The sequence below is a fragment of the Kistimonas scapharcae genome, from assembly GCF_039540975.1.
Taxonomy (GTDB): domain Bacteria; phylum Pseudomonadota; class Gammaproteobacteria; order Pseudomonadales; family Endozoicomonadaceae; genus Kistimonas; species Kistimonas scapharcae.
Window position 1 is genome coordinate 49,768 of record NZ_BAABFL010000074.1, and the last position, 20,537, is coordinate 70,304.

Below are 20,537 nucleotides of genomic sequence, written 5' to 3' on the forward strand. Positions count from 1 at the left end.
GATAGCTCCCAAGTCAGTCAAACAACTTGCTGATCAGTACTGGAATGGCATTCTCTACTCGCAGAATTCGTGACCCCAGATGGATACGCTCAAAGCCACACGCTTCCAGCTTTTCCACCTCGTAGGGAATAAAGCCACCTTCAGGCCCGATGGCGAGGACAATTTCTTCCGTTAACTGTCGTGGGCAATAACGCCCGCTATCACCGGGATGCGCAACCAGCCCCCGTTTTCCCTGCAGCATCGCAGGCAGACGATCTTCGACAAACGGTTTGAAACGTTTTTCAAAGACAACTTCAGGTAGCAGGGTATCCCGCGCCTGCTCCAACCCCAGCACCAGCTGCTCCCGTAATTTATTTTCTGCCAACCATGGCGATTGCCAGAAACTTTTTTCTACCCGGTAACTGTTCATCAAGACGATGCGCTTGACGCCCATGGCTGTCATAGTCTGCAAGCTGCGCTTGAGCATTTTCGGGCGAGGGAGAGACAGCAGAACCGTTAACGGCAAAGACACCGGAGGTGTTTCCGTCAACGTGACATCCAGCACCATCTGGTGGGTATCCAGCACCTGAATCACGCCTGCTCCCATCAAGCCATTAACGCGCCCTACCCGCAGGGTATCGCCAATGCTAGCCTGGTGAATATCCGTCACGTGAGATAAACGACGCCCACTGATTACAACCCGGGCGTCCGAGACGAAATCGCTCTCTTCCAGTAATAACAGATTCATACAATAGAGAATTTGGCAGAAGAAGGAGGAACAGCCTCAACCCTGAGGCTGTTGATCGGAGGTATCATCACGGCGCTGAACCAGGCCGGAAAACAATATTCCCACCTCAAACAGCAGCCACATTGGAACTGCCAGCAGTGACTGGGAAATGACATCGGGCGGTGTCAGCAACATACCAAACACAAAGCATATCACCACAACATAAGGGCGTTTTGCCTTCAGTGACTGAACATCCGCGACGCCGGACCATACCAGCAACACCGTTGCAATGGGAATCTCAAACGCCAGTCCGAAAGCAAAAAACATCTTCAGGACAAAGTCGAGATACCGATTGATATCGGTCATGATCGCGACACCTTCGGGCCCGACACTGGTGAAGAAACCAAACACCAATGGGAATACCACAAAGTATGCGAATGCCACGCCCGCATAAAACAGCAGAACACTAGCGCATAACAGCGGAATCGCTATACGCTTTTCATGCCGATAAAGCCCCGGCGAGATAAACGCCCACGCCTGGTGCAACAGAAAGGGGATCGACAGGAATACCGCCACCACCAACGTCAGTTTAAAGGGTGTCAGGAAAGGCGACGCAACATCCGTCGCTATCATGCTCGCGCCTTCCGGCAAATACACTCTCAGCGGCTCAGAGACGAAAACATAGATATCGTTAGCGAAATAAAACAGGCTGAGAAAAATCACCAGGATGACGCCAAAGCCTTTTAACAGGCGAGTGCGTAGCTCCAGCAGGTGCTGTACCAGCGGCTGTTCCTTATCCGTTGAGGAAGATTTGGTCATGGGTCTGTCTTACTGCTACCGCTGCTCGCCTGTCCCGGCGTACTGTTTGGCACCGTCTGCCGATGTTCGGATGATGGAGAAGATTCCGCATCAATCTGCTGATTCAGGCCGTCCACCTCATTCTGCAGACTGTCCCGGGTCTTTTTCAGCTCAGCCATCACTGATTCATTATGGATTTCACGCCGAATCTCGTCAGCATTGATCTCTTTCTCAATCTCCTGACGAATCGACTGAAAACTCCGACGCAACCTGCCGATCCAGACAGCGACCACCTTGATGGCCACCGGTAACCGTTCCGGACCCAGTACGATCAGGGCAATCACGGCGATGACCAACAACTCAAGAAAGCCAATATCGAACACAATCAGCTACCTGGTTACGACTGTTTTTCCCGGGATTTTTTCTCTCCGGACTTGTCATCCTGCGCTGCAAAGGTCGCATCCTGTTCCAGATGACGCTTCTCATCGGCCGACGTGTCTGCCTTGGCATCAGCCTCATCGCTGTTCAGGGCTTTTTTGAAGCCTTTCACAGCGCTCCCAAGATCACCACCGATATTGCGCAGCCGCTTGGTGCCGAACAACATCACCACAATCAGCAGTACGATCAACAACTGCCAGATACTGATTCCACCCAAACCCATAAACACTTCCTTTAGCGGCCTTACCGGCCCTGATCAAATAATCACAGCCCCCTTTACAGAGGCTTCGGTGTTCCACCACCCAGAATGTGGAAGTGGAGATGAAAAACTTCCTGACCACCACCTTTACCGGTGTTCGCCACAGTGCGATAGCCGCCTTCAAGCCCTTGCTGACGAGCAATGCGCGGAATAGTCAACAGCATATGACCAGCCAGCTCACGATCCGCGTCAGAGAGGTCGTCCAGGCTTGCCACGTGTTTACGTGGAATGACAAGTAAGTGAACCGGTGCCTTCGGCTGTATGTCACGAAACGCCAGACAGTGCTCATCTTCATAGACAATATCAGCTGGAATCGTACCGTCGCAGATTTTGCAAAAGATACAGTCACTCATAGCATTCACTTCCTGTTCCATACCGGGCAAACCGGTAACTACTGATTCCTGGCCGCCTTCTCTTCAAGACCGGACAAGCCGAAACGTCGCCCCAACTCTGCCAGTACAGCTTCATGACTGAGTCCCAGATGCGACAACATCACCATGCAATGAAACCAGAGGTCTGCGGTCTCTGCAAGCAGCGCTTTTGCGGATGCTTCGTCGGAGACATCCTTAGCCGCAATAATCGTCTCAGTGGCTTCTTCGCCCACTTTCTCCAATATTTTGTTCAAGCCCTTATCATGCAGGCTTGCCACATAGGAGCTGTCCGGTGACGCCTGCCGACGTTGTGCCAGTACTTCTGCCAACTGTTCCAGAATGTCACTCATCCCCACCTACTCCTTACTGTGACGGTTTGCCGTAAATCTGTTCCGGTGACTGCAGAACCGGTTCTGTCTGATGCCAACCCCCTTCCGACAGGGACCGGTAGAAACAGGACTCACGCCCTGTATGGCAGGCAATGCCACCAAGCTGCTTCACTTTCAGCAGCAACGTATCGCCATCACAATCCAGCTGAATATCTTCCAGCTGCTGAACATGGCCGGATGATTCGCCTTTTCGCCACAGGGACTGGCGCGACCGGGACCAGTACACTGCCCGCTTCTCCTGTACGCTCAGCTCCAGCGCTTCAGGGTTCATCCACGCCATCATCAGGACGCGCCCCGTTACCGCATCCTGTGCTATGGCCGGCACCAGCCCATCTTCATTCCAGCAAACCGCGTCCAACCATGCAGGATTCATCATTACCGTTCTCTTCTTCTTCCCGGTTTCAACAAATAGATGCCGGCAACCCCCAGCAGCACGGGCTCCCAACGAATGGCTGCCACCCAAGACGGCTGGATCCAGGCCGTTATGGCCAGTAACAGCAATCCGGCACCCAATGTCCGCGACCAGCCATCCTGCAGAGGCGACGGCCGCTGACTCAGCATGCGTTCCTGCTGGTCCCGCAATTCGTGCAGATCACGCACCACCTGATGGGCCACCATAGGCGCCTGCTCGATCAGTTGCGGCATCTGTTCATTAAGACGACGCAACACACCGCGAGGCGCGACTCGTTCTTTCATCCACTGCTCAAGGAAAGGTTGCGCCGTGGCCCACAGATCCAACTGGGGATAAAGCTGTCGCCCCAATCCTTCGATATTCAGCAACGTTTTCTGCAATAACACCAGCTGCGGCTGCACTTCCATATTGAAGCGGCGCGCGGTGGAAAACAGATTCATCAACACCTGCCCAAAGGAAATTTCCGCCAGCGGTTTTTCAAAAATAGGCTCACAGACTGTACGAATGGCCGCTTCCAGCTCATTAACCACGGTTTCACGGGGCACCCAGCCGGAATCAATATGCAGCTGTGCCACCATCCGGTAATCCCGATGAAAAAACGCCAGCAGGTTGCGGGCAAGATAGCTCAAATCCTCAGGGGTGAGCGAACCGACAATGCCACAATCCACACCGATATACTGTGGATCTTCCGGATGCTCATAGGAGACAAAGATATTCCCGGGATGCATATCGGCATGAAAGAAACTGTCACGGAATACCTGGGTGAAGAAAACTTCCACACCCCGCTCCGCCAGTTTTTTCATATTGGTGCCCTGCGCTTTCAGCGCAGAAAGATCAGTCACGGGCACGCCATAAATGCGTTCCATCACCATCACTTTCTGACTGCAATAATCCCAATACACCCGGGGGATATACAGCGAAGGTGAACCCAGGAAATTACGACGCAACTGAGAAGCATTGGCTGCCTCACGCTGAAGATTCAGTTCATCGAAAATGGTTTTTTCATAATCCGCGACAACTTCCACCGGACGCAGCCGTCGCCCATCACTGGATATTCGCACCAGAATATGCGCCAGCAGGAATAGCAGCGACATATCCTGACGGATAGTTTTCTCAATACCCGGACGGATGACTTTGACGACGACTGAATCACCGCTGTGCAGTGTCGCTTCGTGCACCTGGGCAACCGACGCCGATGCCATCGGTTCGCGATTAAAAGTGGCAAATAATTCGGAAGGCGGTCGTCCAAGACTTTTCCGGATAATCGCTTCTGCGACTTCTCCGGAAAAAGGTGGTACACGATCCTGTAATTTCGCCAGCTCATCACCGATATCATTCGGCAGCAAATCCCGACGCGTAGAAAGAATCTGGCCAAACTTGACGAAGATAGGCCCCAGCTCGATCAGTGCCAGCCGCAGTCGTTCTCCGCGAGAAAGTCGACTGGGAATAAAACGCCAGGGGAGTAGCTTGAGGAACCAGCGGATATAAAAGGGTAAGGGCTCGCTATCAACCAGGTTATCCAGACGATAACGCGCCACCACGGAAACTATCTTGATAAATCGAAAAACCTGCTGCACCGATCAGGCATCCTGTGTCTGCTGTTGCGTCTTTGCCGTCAGACGATCCACTCGTGCCTGCAACCGGTCGGCAGCCAGTCGCAGCGTATCCAGATCATCCCGGAACGCACTGACTTCATTCTTCGGCGGCAACACGCGAAGCTCTTCCTGCAGGTATTCTGACAGGTTCAGACGTGCCGTGGCCGCCATATCGCCAAACAGGGCTGCACTCACACGGCTGACCTGCCCCACGGCGTGCGCGGCAATACCACCACTGTAACGGGCCAACAACGCTTCCCAGTCAAACTCACTGTGCTTGACGATGGTTGAAACCGTTAACAGCAGATCCGAATTGCCGGTCAGGGTAATGCCCTCGTTAAACAGGGTCGCCATAGGCTCATCACTGACTGCCAGTCGCGCCAGAGCCGGTGCGGTTCCACGAATCACACAATCCACCTCAGACTCATGACAGGCGCGGAGCTCTATGCCTTCTTCAGTAAACACGAGCCAGATATCCACAACAGGGGACGTAGCAGCCACCTGCAACACCTGCCCTTTCAGTTCGGCAAAGCGTCTCGCGGTAACCGGATCCAGCTTCAACACCTGTTTCAGACCCTTCTCCAGCGCCATGCGTGCGGCGGTACCGGGCATGGTTTCCAGCAGCGAGGTCATGGCTTGATTCCTTTGTGCAGCGCCACAATGCCACCGGTCATATTGTGGTAGCCGGTCTGGACGAATCCGGCGGATTTCATCATCTGCTCCAGGGTATCCTGATCGGGATGCATGCGAATGGATTCTGCCAGGTAACGATAGCTTTCCGCATCATCGGCAATTAACTTGCCCATCAACGGCAACGCAGTAAAGGAATAAGCATCGTACAATTTACTCAACAGCTGATTATCCGTTCTGGAAAACTCCAGAACCAACAGACGACCACCGGGTTTCAGCACCCGGTTCATGGAGCGCAGCGCCTTATCTTTGTCAGTGACATTTCGCAGACCAAAGGCGATGGTAATACAGTCAAACGTATTATCCGTAAACGGCAGGTCTTCGGCGTTGGCCTGAACATAATCGACATTGCCACAGACACCGGCATCCGTCAGCTTGTCGCGCCCCACCTCAAGCATGGCATCATTGATGTCCGCCAGCACCACCTGTCCCTGATCACCCACGATTTTGGCAAATTTGGCCGTCAGATCACCAGTACCACCGGCAATATCGAGGATCTTCTGACCGGGACGGGCCGCACTCATTTCGATCGTGAAACGCTTCCACAACCGGTGAACACCCATGGACATCAGGTCATTCATCAGGTCGTACTTGCCGGCCACCGACTGAAACACCTCAGCCACCAGCTTTTGCTTGTCATCCCTGTCAACGGTTTTATAGCCGAAATGGGTGGTCTCTTTTGAGTGTTTGTCAGTCATGGTTCATCCAGAAAACTACTGTGCGGATATCGGGCGACTTATTCTAGCGTTACCGCCGGGCAATGTCTTGACATACGTACCACCACCTAGCGACTCGCATCACTCCATGAACTTCACAACACCGAGATCCGGATCACGCGAAGCCCCTGCCTGATGCAACCGCTCAAGATAATCCTGCCAGTAACTCTCGTAATGAGCGCCCAGGTTGTAAAGGTATTCCCAGGTATAAATGCCTGAGTCATGGCCATCATCAAAAATCAGCTTAATCGCGTAATTGCCAATGGCTTCGACACCGGTTAGCTGCACATGCTTTTTACCTGTCTGAAGCACTTCCTGACCCGCACCGTGCCCACGCACTGCTGCCGACGGGCTATAAACCCTCAGAAATTCTGCGGGCAGTTCGTGCTTCATCCCACTGGCGTAACCTAATTCAAGAATGCCGCTTTTGCGACGTAGCCGAATATCAGACGGAACACTGTGCATTTCTGCCATAAAACAACGACCTTGATAAAACCAACCGACACACAAAATGAATCCCATAGCCCTGTATCATCTTTAGCAGGCTATGACATACTAATCACCATCAAGCACTCCCTTATACACTAACTACAACCCTGGAAGTAGCGATGTCACATCCCCCATACCCTGTTCATGATGATGAAATTGATCTGTTTGAGCTGGCTGAGAACCTGTGGCAGCAAAAATGGATGATTATCAGCATCACCGCCGTCATCACACTAATAGCCACCGCCGCAGCCTTCATGATTCCTCCTACCTATAAAAGTGAGGCTATCATCTCCGAGACCAGTGCAGCGGCATTAGCGCCCATTAATCGATTCAGCGCCTCTCAAACTCCCTCTTACACCATTTCCGGAACACAACAAGAGCAATCCGATCAAAATAGTTCAAGTCAGCAGATACAACCCACCCACAACATCTACGCGGTCTACCTGGAAGACGACAGCCTGACACCAGAAAAAAGTTTCAAGCTCTTCTACAAGGCGCTGACGTCCGCAGACACAATCGAAGCAGTTTTCAGGGATAGCAACTATGTCCAAATGCGTTCTGGTGCTAACAGCCTGGGCGAACAAAACACTGCAGCGCTTTACGACGAGTTGCGCAATAACATCAAGATTAAGCTGATAAAATCAGACGTCCCTCGCATCAGTGTCACTCTGACAAGCCATGACCCGGCGATGGCTGCCACCATTATCAATGACTACCTGATACCCCTTGCCACACAAAAGGTCATTGAAGATGAAGAGCAGGCCATCACAGCAGAACTGAACCGTGAGAAAATCACATTAATGAACGACATCCAGGTGATCGAGCAGCGCTATATCAACACCAACCTGAACCGACAGAATCAACTGAAGCAGGCAATTGCCATGGCCGAAGCCGGTAGCATCACCAAGCCACAATTGAACAACATTTCAGGTAATGACAGCCCGCAATACCTCTTTCTGCTCGGTACCGATACACTCCGCGCAGAACTGGCTCAGACTCAATCCACACTCAACCACTACCGCAGCATTACTCGTACAGGGCAATCCAACAGCAATACCCCCTTGATTCCCGGCGTGGCTGAAAAATTCTACCGGTTTCAACAGCTAGACGGTATCAAACCGGATTTCTCCAATTCAGCACCTGTTCGCATTGAGCAACACGCCCGTGTTCCTTTCACACCTGAAAAGCCCAACAAAAAGATGGTAATTGCGGTAGGTCTGATGCTGGGCGGAATGTTGTCAGTATTTATTGCATTGATACGTATCGCCATCCAAAAGCGTAAGTCCCGCATACAGGTCGCTACGCTTTCAGTGGAAATACCCAAGGTTAAATCTAAAACACCGGCCTAAAATAATGCCCGCCTTCGGTTAATACCGAAGGCGGGCATGGCAAAGTGATCAATCGAGCTGGATTACAGGATATAACGACTCAGATCTTCATTCTGAACCAGTGCACCCAGATGCTGGTTCACATACTCAGCATCGATCACCACTGCCTCACCGGTAGCCGCCAGATCCGCCGCACCGAAAGAGACTTCTTCCAGCAAACGCTCCATCACAGTATGCAGACGGCGGGCACCGATATTTTCGGTATTTTCATTCACCTGCCAGGCAACCTCTGCCACACGGTTGATACCGGAACGGGCAAATTCAATCTTGAGCCCTTCTGTTGCCATCAGCGCCTGATACTGCTCCGTCAGCGATGCATCCGGCTCGGTCAGAATACGTTCAAAATCTTCCACGTTCAGCGCCTTCAGCTCCACACGGATCGGCAGACGACCCTGTAGTTCAGGGATCAGGTCAGACGGCTTGGACAGGTGGAACGCACCGGAAGCGATAAACAGGATGTGATCGGTTTTTACCATACCGTACTTGGTACTGACCGTGCAGCCTTCGATCAGCGGCAACAAGTCACGCTGCACACCTTCGCGGGAGACATCACCACTGTTGTTACCGGAACGCTTGGCCACCTTGTCGATTTCATCCAGGAAGACAATACCGTTCTGCTCCACCGCTTCAATCGCGCCGGTTTTCAGCTCATCTTCATTCACCAGCTTGGCCGCTTCTTCATCCTGAACCAGCTTCATGGCTTCACGGACTTTCAGCTTGCGTGTCTTTTTCTTGCCGCTGGACATGCTGGAGAACATGTTCTGCAGCTGACTGGTCATCTCCTCCATGCCGGGAGGTGCCATGATTTCCACACCAACGCTGGCTTCATTGACTTCAATATCAATCTCTTTATCGTCCAGTTCGCCTTCACGCAGCTTCTTACGAAAGACCTGACGCGTACTGCTGTCCTGCGGTTGAGATGACTCTTCGGAGAACGAACGGGCAGGCGGCAATAGTGCATCCAGAATCCGGTCCTCTGCAGCATCCATGGCACGATGCTTAACCTTCTGCACTTCCTGCTCACGCTGCATCTTGATGGCTGCATCGACCAGGTCACGCACAATAGATTCAACATCACGTCCGACATAGCCCACTTCGGTGAACTTGGTCGCTTCCACCTTGATGAACGGCGCATTGGCCAGCTTGGCCAGGCGACGGGCCACCTCGGTTTTACCGACACCGGTCGGCCCGATCATCAAAATGTTCTTGGGGCTGATTTCGTTGCGCAGCGTTTCATCAATCTGCATCCGGCGCCAGCGGTTGCGCAGGGCAATGGCCACGGAACGCTTGGCGTCATCCTGACCAATAATGTGTTTATCCAGCTCGTGGACGATTTCGCGGGGAGTCATATTCGACATAACTGCAGCTCTGATTTCCTGAATTCGTGACCGGTACCGGGCTTACTCGTCGTAGCAGAGTTCTTCGATGGTTCGGTTGTGATTGGTGTAGACACAGATATCACCCGCAATCGACAGGCTTTTTTCCACGATATCCCGCGCATCCATATCCGTATTCTCGAACAACGCCCGGGCGGCAGACTGGGCGAACGAGCCACCGGAACCAATCGCCAGGATGCCATCCTCCGGCTCCATGACGTCACCATTACCGGTAATGATCAACGATGCCTTGGCATCGGCTACCGCCAGCATGGCTTCCAGGCGCCGAAGCGCACGGTCCGTACGCCAGTCCTTCGCCAGCTCAACCGCGGCGCGCACCAGTTGCCCCTGGTGTTTTTCCAACTGCGCTTCAAAGCGCTCAAACAGGGTAAAAGCATCCGCCGTACCACCGGCAAAACCGGCGAGTACCTGGTTATTGTAAAGACGGCGAACCTTGCGGGCGTTACCCTTGATAACCGTCTGCCCCAGTGACACCTGACCGTCACCACCGATCACCACTTTGCCATTTCTGCGCACAGACAGGATGGTAGTGCCTCTGTACTGTTCCAAGGCGGACTCCTGTAATTCGTTCATTGAGATGGGGGAATGATTGGGACGGCGGGAAACAAATTCAAGGGCCCTCTGAGCAGAGGGCCGGAAATGGGAGATTTATTTCAGCTGTAACATCAATGAATCGATCTTGTGGGCAGCCAGGGTCTGGCGGGCTTCATTCAGGGAACCCTGTTCAGAGAACGGCCCCAGTTGAACACGATGCCAGGCATCCCCACCCTTGACGATCACACGCTCAACACGGGCATCCAGCCCCCACAGCAGCAACTGCGCCCGTAAGCGATCGGCATCATCGGGATTGCGGAAAGAACCGGCCTGCAATAAATAACGTCGACTAGGCTTGGCCTCCACCGTGGCAGGCACCTGCTTATCAGTCGATTCCGGTGCCTTCGCTATCGCAGGTTTCTCTGTTTTGGGCCGAGCCTCCGTTTCACGTTTGGGCTCGTTAGGCACCATAACTTCTGATTCGGGCAACAGGGTATAGAAATCAAAGACCGGCTTTTTTTCCGGAGACGTTTTTTTCTTACTGACGATCTCACCGGTTCCCGTATTGCCAGCCACAGAACGCGCATCCACGCTGGCATCAGGCGCTAGATTCACCAATAACGTCACTAGAACCCCGATCGCGACACCAGCGCCCAGCCATAACCAGCCGGGAATATCTTTCCTTCCTGCCGATTTCTTCGTTGTCGACGCACCCCGCCGAACCGTTTTTTTCGCCGCCATTACCCCTCCATGGCACCGCTACGTAGTCAAGACTACCCATACTATACAAGGCATTGAGCCAACTGTTAAAAACACGCAACCCGTTCGCTACGCACGCTGACCAAACAGACAATTATCTGCAGAAGAAAACGGGAACTCTACCGTGACTTTTACGGTCTTACCTGACAAACCAGAACCCCTTGAAAACGTATTGTTTTGCCTGTGGAATTTCGATAGCATCCGGCTCATGGCTACGATAATAGACCCTTCTTACGACTTACCGACTGAAAACCACGTCCCCGACGCGGGTATTGTTGCACGCCTCTGTTTTCTCCCCGCTCTCCGACGACGCTACCGCCGAATTTAAGCAGTACAGGCACATTTCTGATGCCCTGTCCTGCCTGACCGCTTGCCTCTACACTACGTTGTTTATATAACCCAGACCCTGACCAAGGTTTAAGGATCCGTTCATGAACGTGCTTAAAGTACTCGAACACCAGCTCACCCAGGCCCTTATCGCGGCCGGCGCCCCGGAAGGCAGCAATGCCATGGTTCGCACCAGCGCCCGTGCTCAATTTGGCGATTACCAGGCCAACGGCATCATGCCCGCTGCAAAAAAAATGGGCATGAATCCCCGTGAACTGGCACAGCAGGTCGTGGACAAACTGGAACTGGGCGGCATCATCGAAAAGGCCGAAATCGCCGGCCCCGGTTTTATCAACCTTTTCATCAATGCCGGCTGGCTGGCGGGTGAACTGGACGGCTACAGCAAGGATCCCCGCGCCGGCGCAAGCGAAAGCGCAGAAAAACAGAACATTGTTGTGGACTACTCTGCTCCGAATGTTGCCAAGGAAATGCACGTTGGTCACCTGCGTTCCACGATCATTGGTGACGCAGTGGTAAGAACCCTGGAATTTCTGGGGCACAACGTCGTCCGTGCCAACCACATCGGCGACTGGGGCACCCAGTTCGGCATGCTGATTGCCCACCTGGAAGAACTGCAGAAAGAAAATCCGGAAATCATGTCTGCCGAACTGGCCGATCTGGAAGAGTTCTACCGGGAATCCAAGAAGCATTACGACAGCAACCCGGAATTTGCCGAGCGCGCCCGTAACTACGTCGTCAAACTGCAGCGTGGTGACGAGTGGTGTCTGGAAATGTGGCAGAAACTGGTTGATGTCACCCTGGAACAGAACCAGCGTAACTACGACCGTCTGAATGTCACCCTGACCCGTGAAGACGCCATGGGCGAAAGCATGTACAACGACATGCTGCCCGGCATCATCCAGGATCTGGAAGCCAAAGGGCTGGCGGTGGAAGATCAGGGAGCCAAAGTCGTCTATCTGGACGAATTCAAGAACAAGGACGGCGACCCCATGGGCGTTATCGTCCAGAAGAAAGACGGTGGCTTCCTCTACACTACGACCGACATCGCCTGCGCCAAGTACCGCTACGAAACCCTGAACGCCAACCGGGTGCTGTATTACATCGACGCCCGCCAGGCCCAGCACCTGCAGCAGGCCTGGACCATTGTCCGCAAAGCCGGTTATGTGCCTGAATCGGTACCGCTGGAGCACCACGCGTTTGGCGTCATGCTGGGCAAGGATGGCAAACCGTTCAAGACCAGAAGCGGTGGCGTCGTCAAACTGTCGGAACTGCTGGACGAAGCCGAAGAGCGGGCAGCGCGCCTGATTGCCCAGAAAGGGGCTGACCTCACCGAAGAGCAGAAGGTAGAAGTCATCAAGGCCGTGGCCATGGGCGCGGTGAAATATTCCGACCTGTCCAAGAACCGGACCAGCGACTACATCTTTGACTGGGACAACATGCTGTCTTTCGAAGGCAACACAGCTCCCTACATGATGTATGCCTACACCCGGATTCGCAGCATCTTCCGCAAGGCGGGTGTCAATGAGTCCGACCTGACCGGCAACATCAGCCTGACTGAAGCCGAAGAGCGTGCACTGGCACTGAAGGTCATGCAGTTCAGCGAAACCATCGACACCGTCGTTCGTGAAGGCATGCCACACTTTATGTGTGCCTACCTGTACGATCTGGCAGGCGCGTTCATGAAATTCTATGAAGCCTGCCCGGTTAACAAGGCGGGTGTCGAAGAAGATGTACGGAACAGCCGACTACTGCTGTGTGCACTAACAGCCCGTGCTCTGAAACTGGGTCTGGGACTGCTGGGTATCAATACTGTCGAACAGATGTAACCTGTAACAATAAACAACGGCAGCTTTCGCTGCCGTTGTTTATTTACAGATCCGCATTTGCCTGCCGCTGTGACTCCATCAGCGCCTCATAGTCGCCCGTCAACTCATTCATTTTTCGCAGAATGGATTCCGTCGTCACCGAAATCACCGTCGGGACATAACGCCCTTCCTTCTCACCTTTGAATCCAGCCTTGGAAAACTGCCACTGCGCCTGCACCTTGGTCAGTTTCTTCTGGATCATGGCACTGTTTTCCGGTGCTGCACGAAGAAACTGCAGCGATTCATCGAAAAGTGTAATCGAATCGTGCAATTCCCCGTGAATCTCCTCAGCATCCACTCCCCAGGCCATCGCCATGTAGCGGGCCGCAATGCGCTGGGACAACATTCGCTGCCGACCGGAGACATTGACCAGTTTTGCGTTATTGCCACCAGCATGCTGCTGAATCAACGTCACTACATCATTCGACAATGTCAGGAGTTCATTGCTTTTTCTCAAGACCCAGATTGCATCCTGCCTATCAGGCGTCGCCAGTGCCTGTACCCGATACTGCTGCCAGACCTCCTCTACCCGAGCCAGCCTATCACGGATTTTCTGTGTCGGCGCATAATCAGACAACTCAAGAAACTGTTGCTCAAACAGGGCAATACTGGCATCCAGCTGTTTCTGCGCCACCTCAGTGTTTACACCGGCTCCCAGCATCAGGTAATTCTTCACGATCCGCTGTGACAACATCCGCTGCCGCCCCGATTTGTTCACTGCCTCAGCATCCGTCAACACCGCCTCAACCGGCAATGATGTCGCCAGCAGCATAATCAAAAACAATGCAGGTAATCGGCCCATCAACATATCCTTCCCCTATACAATTCCTGTCGCATACTCGCAATGCCTAAGCAACATGTACGCCACATAAATAATCAGTCAAAGAAAGGCTGTTACGTTTTATCAAACAAAAATTGGCTCAAAACGGGTCAACAAAGCACGCGCCATGCACCGATTTGATGCACAAAACATACAAAAATGGTGAGACAAAGGGGACAGGGGATTGGATATTCGTAATAAGCAAAAGGCGATAAAAGCGTCGGGAGCCTGCACTATACACGTCGACTCCCGAAATAAAATCTTTAAACGTCCAACATAAACGTTACCGGTCCATCATTGAGCAAGCTGACTTTCATATCCGCACCAAAAACGCCGGTAGCAACATCAGGGTGCCGCAGCTGGGCCTGCTTAACGAAATATTCATATAACGCATTCCCTTTCTCCGGTGTTGCCCCGGAACTGAAACTGGGTCGCAACCCTTTGCAGGTATCGGCAACCAAGGTGAACTGGGAGACAACCAGAAGCCCGCCGCCGGTATCCGCCAAGCTCAGATTCATCTTGCCATTGTCGTCGGAAAAGACCCGGTAACGCAGAACACGATCCAGTAACTTGTCCGCTTTCTGTTCATCGTCGTCTTTTTCCACCCCTAACAGCAGCAGCAATCCTGCATCAATCGCTCCCACTGTTTCACCCGCCACAACCACATTTGCGTGGCTGACACGCTGAATCAACCCTTTCATAACTGCCTTATATCAAGAGGTTTTATCCAGACCAAACTCTTTGCCGAATCGTTTGCCCATTTCATCGGTCGCCCTGACCAATGCATCACGAATGCCGGCTTCCTTGGCCGAGTGTCCGGCATCCCGCACAATGTGGAGCTCGGCTTCCAGCCAATGTTGCTGCAATGTCTGCGCATTCTCGAGCGGGTATACCATATCGTAACGGCCGTGGACAATAATCCCGGGAATACTGGAAATAGCCTGACACTGTTCAAGAATTTCGTTTTCCTGAATGAACGCCTTATTGATCATATAGTGGGAAGCGATACGGGCCATGGCCAGAGCGCGATGCGGATCTGAAAAACCATCCAGCACTTCCTGACTGGGACGCAGTGTTGCACAATGCCCTTCCCACAGACACCAGGCCTTGGCAGCTGCCATTCTGGCCAGCTCATCGGTTCCTGTCAGCCGTGCATAGAAAGCGCTCAGCATATCGCCACGCTCCGCTTCAGGAATAGGCTGGGCAAATGTTTGCCAGTAATCGGGGAACACCCGGTTGGCACCATCTCGGTAAAGCCAACTGATATCCCGCTCACGCGCCAGCCAGATACCACGCAACACCATGGCCAATACCTTCTCCGGGTGCTGAATGGCATACAACAGTGCAAGCGTTGATCCCCAGGAACCACCGAACAACATCCACTTATCGACTTTAAGGAATGCACGAATCGCTTCCATGTCTTCCAGCAAATTCGCCGTAGTATTGTTTTCCAGTTCACCGTAGGGGCGGGAACGACCGCAGCCGCGTTGATCAAACGCAATGATGCGGTACAGGTTGGGATCAAAAAAACGTCGGGTATGTTTATCACAGGAACCGCCCGGGCCTCCATGCAGGTAGAGCACCGGAATCCCCTCCGGATTACCACTCTCTTCAAGATACAGTTCATGATGGCCGGAAACCGGCAGGATATGACGGGCGTAGGGTTTTATGGCCGGGTAAAGCGTCAGCATCGGATATCCTTTGTCATGACACAGGCAACTGTCAGCTCACTGAACAATGATCATAACAGCCAGATTAAAAGTACCAGTGTCTAACATTAACCCTATTCAGAGTGGGAATAAAGCCAACAGAAACACGGCTTTTACGCCATGACAGACTACCAGAAGTGCGCACACTCGCTGCCAGTCTGTAAAGACATCCTGTCGTGGCCACACACTTAATCCGTGTGTGGCCAATCAAACAACTACAGACAGTCGATTCCCTTATTTCTTGGAAGAACGACGACGCTCTACTTCTGTCAGCAGTTTCTTACGCAGACGAATGGATTCCGGTGTTACTTCCACCAGTTCGTCATCATCAATAAATTCCAGCGCCTGTTCCAGCGTGTGGCGAATCGGCGGGGTCAGCATGATGTTTTCATCGGAACCGGAAGCCCGGACGTTGGTCAGCTGCTTGGCCTTGGTCGGGTTTACCGTGAGGTCATTTTCGCGGCTATGCAGACCGATAATCTGGCCTTCATACACCTCAACGTTCGGGTTGATAAACAGGCGACCACGATCCTGCAGGTTCCACAGCGCGTAACCCAGTGCCTTACCCTTAACCATGGACACCAGAACACCGTTCTTGCGGTGTGCCACCCTGCCATCTTTGACCGGGCCATAGTGGTCAAAGATATGAGTCAGGATGCCACTACCGGAAGTCATGGTCATGAACTGGGAACGGAAACCGATCAGGCCACGGGCCGGCATGATGAAATCCATGCGGGTACGACCCTTGCCATCCGGCACCATGTTTTTCAGTTCCGCTTTACGCAGACCCATTTCTTCCATGATGGAGCCCTGGTGCTGATCTTCCACATCAATGACGACCTGCTCGAACGGCTCATGGGCAACGCCGTCAATTTGCCTGATGACGACTTCTGGACGGGAGACGCCCAGCTCATAGCCTTCACGACGCATGGTCTCAATCAATACGGACAGGTGCAGCTCGCCTCGACCAGAAACGATGAATTTGTCGGCATCATCGCCCTGCTCAACGCGCAACGCCACGTTGTGCAGCAGTTCACGCTCCAGGCGATCCTTGATGTTCCGGGATGTGACAAACTTGCCTTCCTGACCCGCAAACGGTGAATCATTGACCTGGAAGGTCATGCTGACAGTGGGCTCATCCACGGTCAGTGGCTTCATCTGCTCTGGGTGATCCGGATCACACAGGGTGTCAGAGATATTCAGGTTATCGATACCGGTGATACAGATAATGTCACCCGCTCGCGCCTGCTCAACATCAACACGCTCAAGGCCCAGATGGCCCATCACTTTCAGAATACGGGCATTACGCGCCTTGCCGTCACGCTCAATCAGACGTACCGGGGTATTGGTACCGACAACGCCGCGGCTGACCCGACCGATACCGATAACGCCAACGTAGCTGTTGTAATCCAGGGCGCTGATCTGCATCTGGAAAGGACCGTCACGGTTAACATCCGGCGCCGGCACCTTATCCACGATCATCTCGAACAGAGGTGTCATGTCCTCAGACATTTCATCTGGATCGTGACCTGCAACGCCATTCAGGGCGGATGCATAGATAACCGGGAAATCCAGCTGTTCATCGGTCGCACCCAGGCGGTCAAACAGATCGAAAACCTGGTCAATAACCCAATCCGGACGCGCGCCGGGACGGTCCACCTTGTTCACGACGACAATGGGGCTCAGGCCCTGTTCAAAGGCCTTCTGGGTCACAAATCGGGTCTGTGGCATGGGACCATCTACGGCATCCACCAGCAACAGGACGGAATCCACCATGGACAGCACACGCTCAACCTCACCACCGAAATCGGCGTGTCCAGGTGTGTCAACGATATTGATGTGGTAATCCTGCCAGTTGATCGCGGTGTTCTTGGCCAGGATGGTGATGCCACGTTCCCGTTCCTGGTCATTGGAATCCATGATGCGCTCAGCATCCTGATCCTTCCGGCCCAGGGTGCCGGACTGCTGCAGCAGTTTGTCGACCAGCGTTGTCTTGCCGTGGTCAACGTGCGCGATAATCGCGATATTTCTCAGTTTCTCAATCACAATGATGCCTCAAGCTCTCAAAAAATAGTCTGTTTTGTTATATCTGACCGGTTAATCACCTGCTCTTCGATCAGACGTGCAGCACTTTCCCTAGCGCCGCCTGAAAATCATCCGATCGGCCGGAGGCCTCACAATAAGCCTCAATCAGCCGTTTTCTCAGGGTAGAATTCAACAACCCCATATCGACCTTGGAACGCGCCAGATGGTGAAAGTTGCGTAATGCACGCCGTGGCCCCAATGACAACCGGCCACAACTCATATCTGCGATATCAATCAGCCCTAACCCCCGATCGGGGGTCAGCAGCACATTCCCCAGATGCAGGGAACGAAAGTAAACGCCTTTTTCATGCAGTCGGGCAATGAACTGCCCCAACTGCCGCATCAATCCCGACGAATCACCCGTCGCATCTTTCAGCACTTTACGCAGTGTTTCCCCTGCCAGCGGCTGGTAATGCACCGCCGTTCGCCGGACGGAAGGGATGCGATAATTATCGATAATCGTGACAGAGGGAATCCCCCTTTCGGCAAGCAACCCGGCATTAAGGGTAAATCGCGTCGAATAGGGAAAGACCAATGCCGATGACAGCAACCGCTTCCGCCGGAACAATTTCAGGAATGAACCGTCGTTCAACAGCAGTACCTTATCGCCAAATCCATCCGCTTCAATGACGCGGGCGCCATCCCTGAGGGTGGAGTACTCCTGTTCTGTCAGCGTGCGCATGCAATTTCCGGGTTCTGTATCGATCAGTTTCTGGCCATAACTATGACCCCAAGGGGCGGCAATTCTATTAGACTGGCACCACCTTGGAAAGATTATGTTAATATTGCGCGATTATGCTGCCCGAATTCTGTATCGGGCTCACTGTAAAAACCTCCATGTTTTTCCGTTTGCAGACCATGACAAGGCCTGCAACAACCGAAAAAAGGTCACGATGTATGACAGACCCAATCCGAAATGATCAGGGGGGCCTCCGGGTTTACCTGCGTCTGCTCGGTTATGTTCGCCCCTACTGGCATGTTTTTGCCCTGAGCATACTCGGCTATATGATGTTTGCCGCCAGCCAGCCCATGTTCCCGAAACTGGTGGACTATTTCATCCGGGCGCTGGATGTGAATGATCACAACCCGGTCATCTTGCCCCTGCTGGGCAGTTTTGACAAAAGCGCTCTGGTCTGGTTTGTTCCCATTGGCGTGTTGTTTATCGGAATTTTCCGCGGGATCGGCTCATTCCTCGGCAGTTATTTCCTGGCCAAGGTGTCCCTGGGTGTGGTCAATGACCTGAGGATATCCCTTTTCAACCGTCTGGTGCTGTTACCCAACACCTATTTTGACAACAACAATTCCGGCCACCTGATTTCCCGGATCATCTATAACGTCAACATGGTCACCGGTGCTGCGACCGATGCCATCAAGGTCGTCTTCCGCGAGGGTATGACCGTCATCGCGCTGCTGGGCTTCCTGTTCTGGACCAACTGGCGCCTGACCATGGTCTTTGTGGCCGTTGCGCCCATCATCGCGATCGTTGTCGGTCTCACCGGGAAGAAATTCCGCAAGCTGAGCAAAAAACTCCAGACTTCTATGGGGGATGTCACTCATATCGCGTCTGAAACCATCAGCGGTTACCGCGTCGTTCGCGGCTTTGGCGGCGAAACCTACGAACAGCAACGCTTTAGAAATGCCAGCTATCGCAATACTAATCAGGGTTTGAAACTGGTGAAGGTGTCAGCTATCCACACCCCCACCCTGCAGTTCCTGGTTCTGTCCGCATTATCGATTCTCATGTACATCATCCTGTACATGAAAAGCTCCGGCGCAATTACGACGTCATTCAGCGAGCTGGTTGCCTTCATTACCGCTGCCGGTCTGCTACCCAAACCTATTCGTCAGCTTAGTGAAGTAAACGCCAATATCCAGAAAGGTATTGCCGCCGCCCAGAGCATCTTCGAACAGGTAGATGAACCCACCGAACCGGATACGGGCACATTCACAACAGACCGTGTTGAAGGCCGCATTGAATTCCGGAACCTTGGTTTTACCTACCCGGCAGCGGATCGCCCTGCATTAACCAATCTTAATCTCACCATTGAACCGGGACAGACCGTCGCCCTCGTTGGCCGCTCCGGTAGCGGCAAGACGACCCTGGCCAATCTTCTGCCCCGTTTCTATGGGCATACCGAAGGCGATATCCTGCTGGACGGCCGCCCACTGGGCGAATACACCCTGCGCAACCTACGCAGCCATATCGCGCTGGTGACTCAGCATGTGACGCTGTTTAACGACACCATTGCTCGCAACATCGCCTACGGCGATCTGCAGGATATGGACGAGGAAGATATTCGTCTGGCGGCCAAAGCAGCCTACGCCATGGAGTTTGTCGATAACCTGCCGGAAGGGCTGCATACCCTGGTGGGTGAAAACGGCGTACTGCTCTCTGGCGGCCAGCGCCAGCGGCTGGCGATTGCCCGGGCCATCCTGAAAGATGCGCCGGTACTGATTCTGGACGAAGCCACATCCGCCCTGGACACCGAATCTGAGCGTCACATTCAGGCCGCCCTGGATGAAGTGATGAAGGGCCGTACCACCTTGGTCATCGCCCACCGCCTTTCCACCATCGAGAATGCCGACGTCATCTTGGTCATGGATAAGGGGCAGATTGTGGAAAGTGGCAACCATTCCGAGCTGCTGGCCAAAGACGGCGCCTACGCCCGACTCTATCGCATGCAGTTCCGTGAACAGGCGGAAAAAACACTGGACAACGAACCCGTCACCCTGGTTGAAGCCTGAAATAAGCCGCAACTATTGACTGGA

Annotated in this window: 22 protein-coding genes; 3 read left to right on the forward strand and 19 right to left on the reverse strand. The window is 53.2% G+C overall.

The genetic code is table 11. The features are described 5' to 3' along the window. Positions 1 to 13: 13 nt before the first annotated feature. The 11 genes from ABD892_RS04160 to ABD892_RS04210 form a co-directional block, all read right to left on the reverse strand. Positions 14 to 727 carry a 16S rRNA (uracil(1498)-N(3))-methyltransferase gene (locus ABD892_RS04160; RefSeq protein ID WP_345194099.1) on the reverse strand — a complete coding sequence of 238 codons (714 nt, stop codon included), beginning with the start codon at positions 725 to 727 and terminating at the stop codon, positions 14 to 16. Between the two features lie 36 nt (positions 728 to 763). Beyond that, positions 764 to 1,525: a twin-arginine translocase subunit TatC gene (gene tatC, locus ABD892_RS04165; RefSeq protein ID WP_345194100.1), complete on the reverse strand. Its 762-nt coding sequence runs from the start codon at positions 1,523 to 1,525 to the stop codon at positions 764 to 766. Next, a complete protein-coding gene (tatB, locus tag ABD892_RS04170) occupies positions 1,522 to 1,887 on the reverse strand; it encodes a Sec-independent protein translocase protein TatB (protein ID WP_345194101.1) in 366 nt (121 codons plus the stop codon). Before tatB ends, tatC begins: the two co-directional genes overlap by 4 nt. Before the next feature lie 14 nt (positions 1,888 to 1,901). After that, positions 1,902 to 2,165: a Sec-independent protein translocase subunit TatA gene (gene tatA, locus ABD892_RS04175; RefSeq protein WP_345194103.1), complete on the reverse strand. Its 264-nt coding sequence runs from the start codon at positions 2,163 to 2,165 to the stop codon at positions 1,902 to 1,904. 53 nt (positions 2,166 to 2,218) lie between these two features. Next, positions 2,219 to 2,554 carry a histidine triad nucleotide-binding protein gene (locus tag ABD892_RS04180; RefSeq protein WP_345194104.1) on the reverse strand — a complete coding sequence of 112 codons (336 nt, stop codon included), beginning with the start codon at positions 2,552 to 2,554 and terminating at the stop codon, positions 2,219 to 2,221. A gap of 38 nt (positions 2,555 to 2,592) precedes the next feature. After that, positions 2,593 to 2,922: a phosphoribosyl-ATP diphosphatase gene (locus ABD892_RS04185; RefSeq protein WP_345194105.1), complete on the reverse strand. Its 330-nt coding sequence runs from the start codon at positions 2,920 to 2,922 to the stop codon at positions 2,593 to 2,595. A 13-nt stretch (positions 2,923 to 2,935) separates the two neighbouring features. Beyond that, on the reverse strand, positions 2,936 to 3,334 hold the full coding sequence (gene hisI / locus ABD892_RS04190) for a phosphoribosyl-AMP cyclohydrolase (RefSeq protein ID WP_425559168.1): 399 nt from the start codon (positions 3,332 to 3,334) through the stop codon (positions 2,936 to 2,938). Between the two features lie 2 nt (positions 3,335 to 3,336). Beyond that, positions 3,337 to 4,950, reverse strand: a complete 1,614-nt coding sequence (ubiB, locus tag ABD892_RS04195; RefSeq protein ID WP_345194107.1) for a ubiquinone biosynthesis regulatory protein kinase UbiB — start codon at positions 4,948 to 4,950, stop codon at positions 3,337 to 3,339. A gap of 3 nt (positions 4,951 to 4,953) precedes the next feature. Beyond that, positions 4,954 to 5,601 (reverse strand): ubiquinone biosynthesis accessory factor UbiJ, encoded by a 648-nt coding sequence (locus tag ABD892_RS04200; protein WP_345194109.1) that lies wholly within the window; start codon positions 5,599 to 5,601, stop codon positions 4,954 to 4,956. Further along, positions 5,598 to 6,356, reverse strand: coding sequence for a bifunctional demethylmenaquinone methyltransferase/2-methoxy-6-polyprenyl-1,4-benzoquinol methylase UbiE (gene ubiE / locus ABD892_RS04205; protein ID WP_345194110.1), 759 nt, complete (start codon positions 6,354 to 6,356; stop codon positions 5,598 to 5,600). Before ubiE ends, ABD892_RS04200 begins: the two co-directional genes overlap by 4 nt. A gap of 99 nt (positions 6,357 to 6,455) precedes the next feature. After that, on the reverse strand, positions 6,456 to 6,839 hold the full coding sequence (locus tag ABD892_RS04210) for a gamma-butyrobetaine hydroxylase family protein (protein ID WP_345194134.1): 384 nt from the start codon (positions 6,837 to 6,839) through the stop codon (positions 6,456 to 6,458). A gap of 143 nt (positions 6,840 to 6,982) precedes the next feature. On the opposite strand from ABD892_RS04210, the gene ABD892_RS04215 reads away from it, so the two are divergent. Then, positions 6,983 to 8,212, forward strand: a complete 1,230-nt coding sequence (locus tag ABD892_RS04215; RefSeq protein ID WP_345194111.1) for an LPS O-antigen chain length determinant protein WzzB — start codon at positions 6,983 to 6,985, stop codon at positions 8,210 to 8,212. Between the two features lie 62 nt (positions 8,213 to 8,274). On the opposite strand, the gene hslU is transcribed toward ABD892_RS04215, so the two are convergent. The 3 genes from hslU to ABD892_RS04230 form a co-directional block, all read right to left on the reverse strand. Further along, complete coding sequence (hslU, locus tag ABD892_RS04220) at positions 8,275 to 9,609, reverse strand: ATP-dependent protease ATPase subunit HslU (protein ID WP_345194113.1); 1,335 nt, start codon at positions 9,607 to 9,609, stop codon at positions 8,275 to 8,277. Positions 9,610 to 9,651: 42 nt separating this feature from the next. Further along, complete coding sequence (gene hslV, locus ABD892_RS04225; protein WP_345194114.1) at positions 9,652 to 10,197, reverse strand: ATP-dependent protease subunit HslV; 546 nt, start codon at positions 10,195 to 10,197, stop codon at positions 9,652 to 9,654. Between the two features lie 99 nt (positions 10,198 to 10,296). Continuing rightward, positions 10,297 to 10,923, reverse strand: a complete 627-nt coding sequence (locus ABD892_RS04230) for an SPOR domain-containing protein (RefSeq protein ID WP_345194115.1) — start codon at positions 10,921 to 10,923, stop codon at positions 10,297 to 10,299. Positions 10,924 to 11,372: 449 nt separating this feature from the next. Here ABD892_RS04230 and argS point away from each other — a divergent pair, with 449 nt between their 5' ends. Then, positions 11,373 to 13,115: an arginine--tRNA ligase gene (gene argS, locus ABD892_RS04235; protein ID WP_345194117.1), complete on the forward strand. Its 1,743-nt coding sequence runs from the start codon at positions 11,373 to 11,375 to the stop codon at positions 13,113 to 13,115. A 43-nt stretch (positions 13,116 to 13,158) separates the two neighbouring features. On the opposite strand, the gene ABD892_RS04240 is transcribed toward argS, so the two are convergent. The 5 genes from ABD892_RS04240 to ABD892_RS04260 all read right to left on the reverse strand — a co-directional run bounded on the left by ABD892_RS04240 (position 13,159) and on the right by ABD892_RS04260 (position 18,450). Then, complete coding sequence (locus ABD892_RS04240) at positions 13,159 to 13,956, reverse strand: type IV pili methyl-accepting chemotaxis transducer N-terminal domain-containing protein (protein ID WP_345194118.1); 798 nt, start codon at positions 13,954 to 13,956, stop codon at positions 13,159 to 13,161. Between the two features lie 281 nt (positions 13,957 to 14,237). Further along, entirely contained in the window at positions 14,238 to 14,675 is a 438-nt protein-coding gene (gene dtd, locus ABD892_RS04245; protein ID WP_345194119.1) for a D-aminoacyl-tRNA deacylase, read from the reverse strand. A gap of 12 nt (positions 14,676 to 14,687) precedes the next feature. Then, entirely contained in the window at positions 14,688 to 15,665 is a 978-nt protein-coding gene (pip, locus tag ABD892_RS04250; RefSeq protein WP_345194120.1) for a prolyl aminopeptidase, read from the reverse strand. A 252-nt stretch (positions 15,666 to 15,917) separates the two neighbouring features. Further along, positions 15,918 to 17,729 (reverse strand): translational GTPase TypA, encoded by a 1,812-nt coding sequence (gene typA / locus ABD892_RS04255; protein ID WP_345194121.1) that lies wholly within the window; start codon positions 17,727 to 17,729, stop codon positions 15,918 to 15,920. A gap of 70 nt (positions 17,730 to 17,799) precedes the next feature. Continuing rightward, a complete protein-coding gene (locus tag ABD892_RS04260) occupies positions 17,800 to 18,450 on the reverse strand; it encodes a hypothetical protein (RefSeq protein ID WP_345194122.1) in 651 nt (216 codons plus the stop codon). A 215-nt stretch (positions 18,451 to 18,665) separates the two neighbouring features. Here ABD892_RS04260 and msbA point away from each other — a divergent pair, with 215 nt between their 5' ends. Continuing rightward, positions 18,666 to 20,513 (forward strand): lipid A export permease/ATP-binding protein MsbA, encoded by a 1,848-nt coding sequence (gene msbA / locus ABD892_RS04265; RefSeq protein ID WP_345194123.1) that lies wholly within the window; start codon positions 18,666 to 18,668, stop codon positions 20,511 to 20,513. The last annotated feature ends 24 nt before the right edge of the window (positions 20,514 to 20,537 follow it).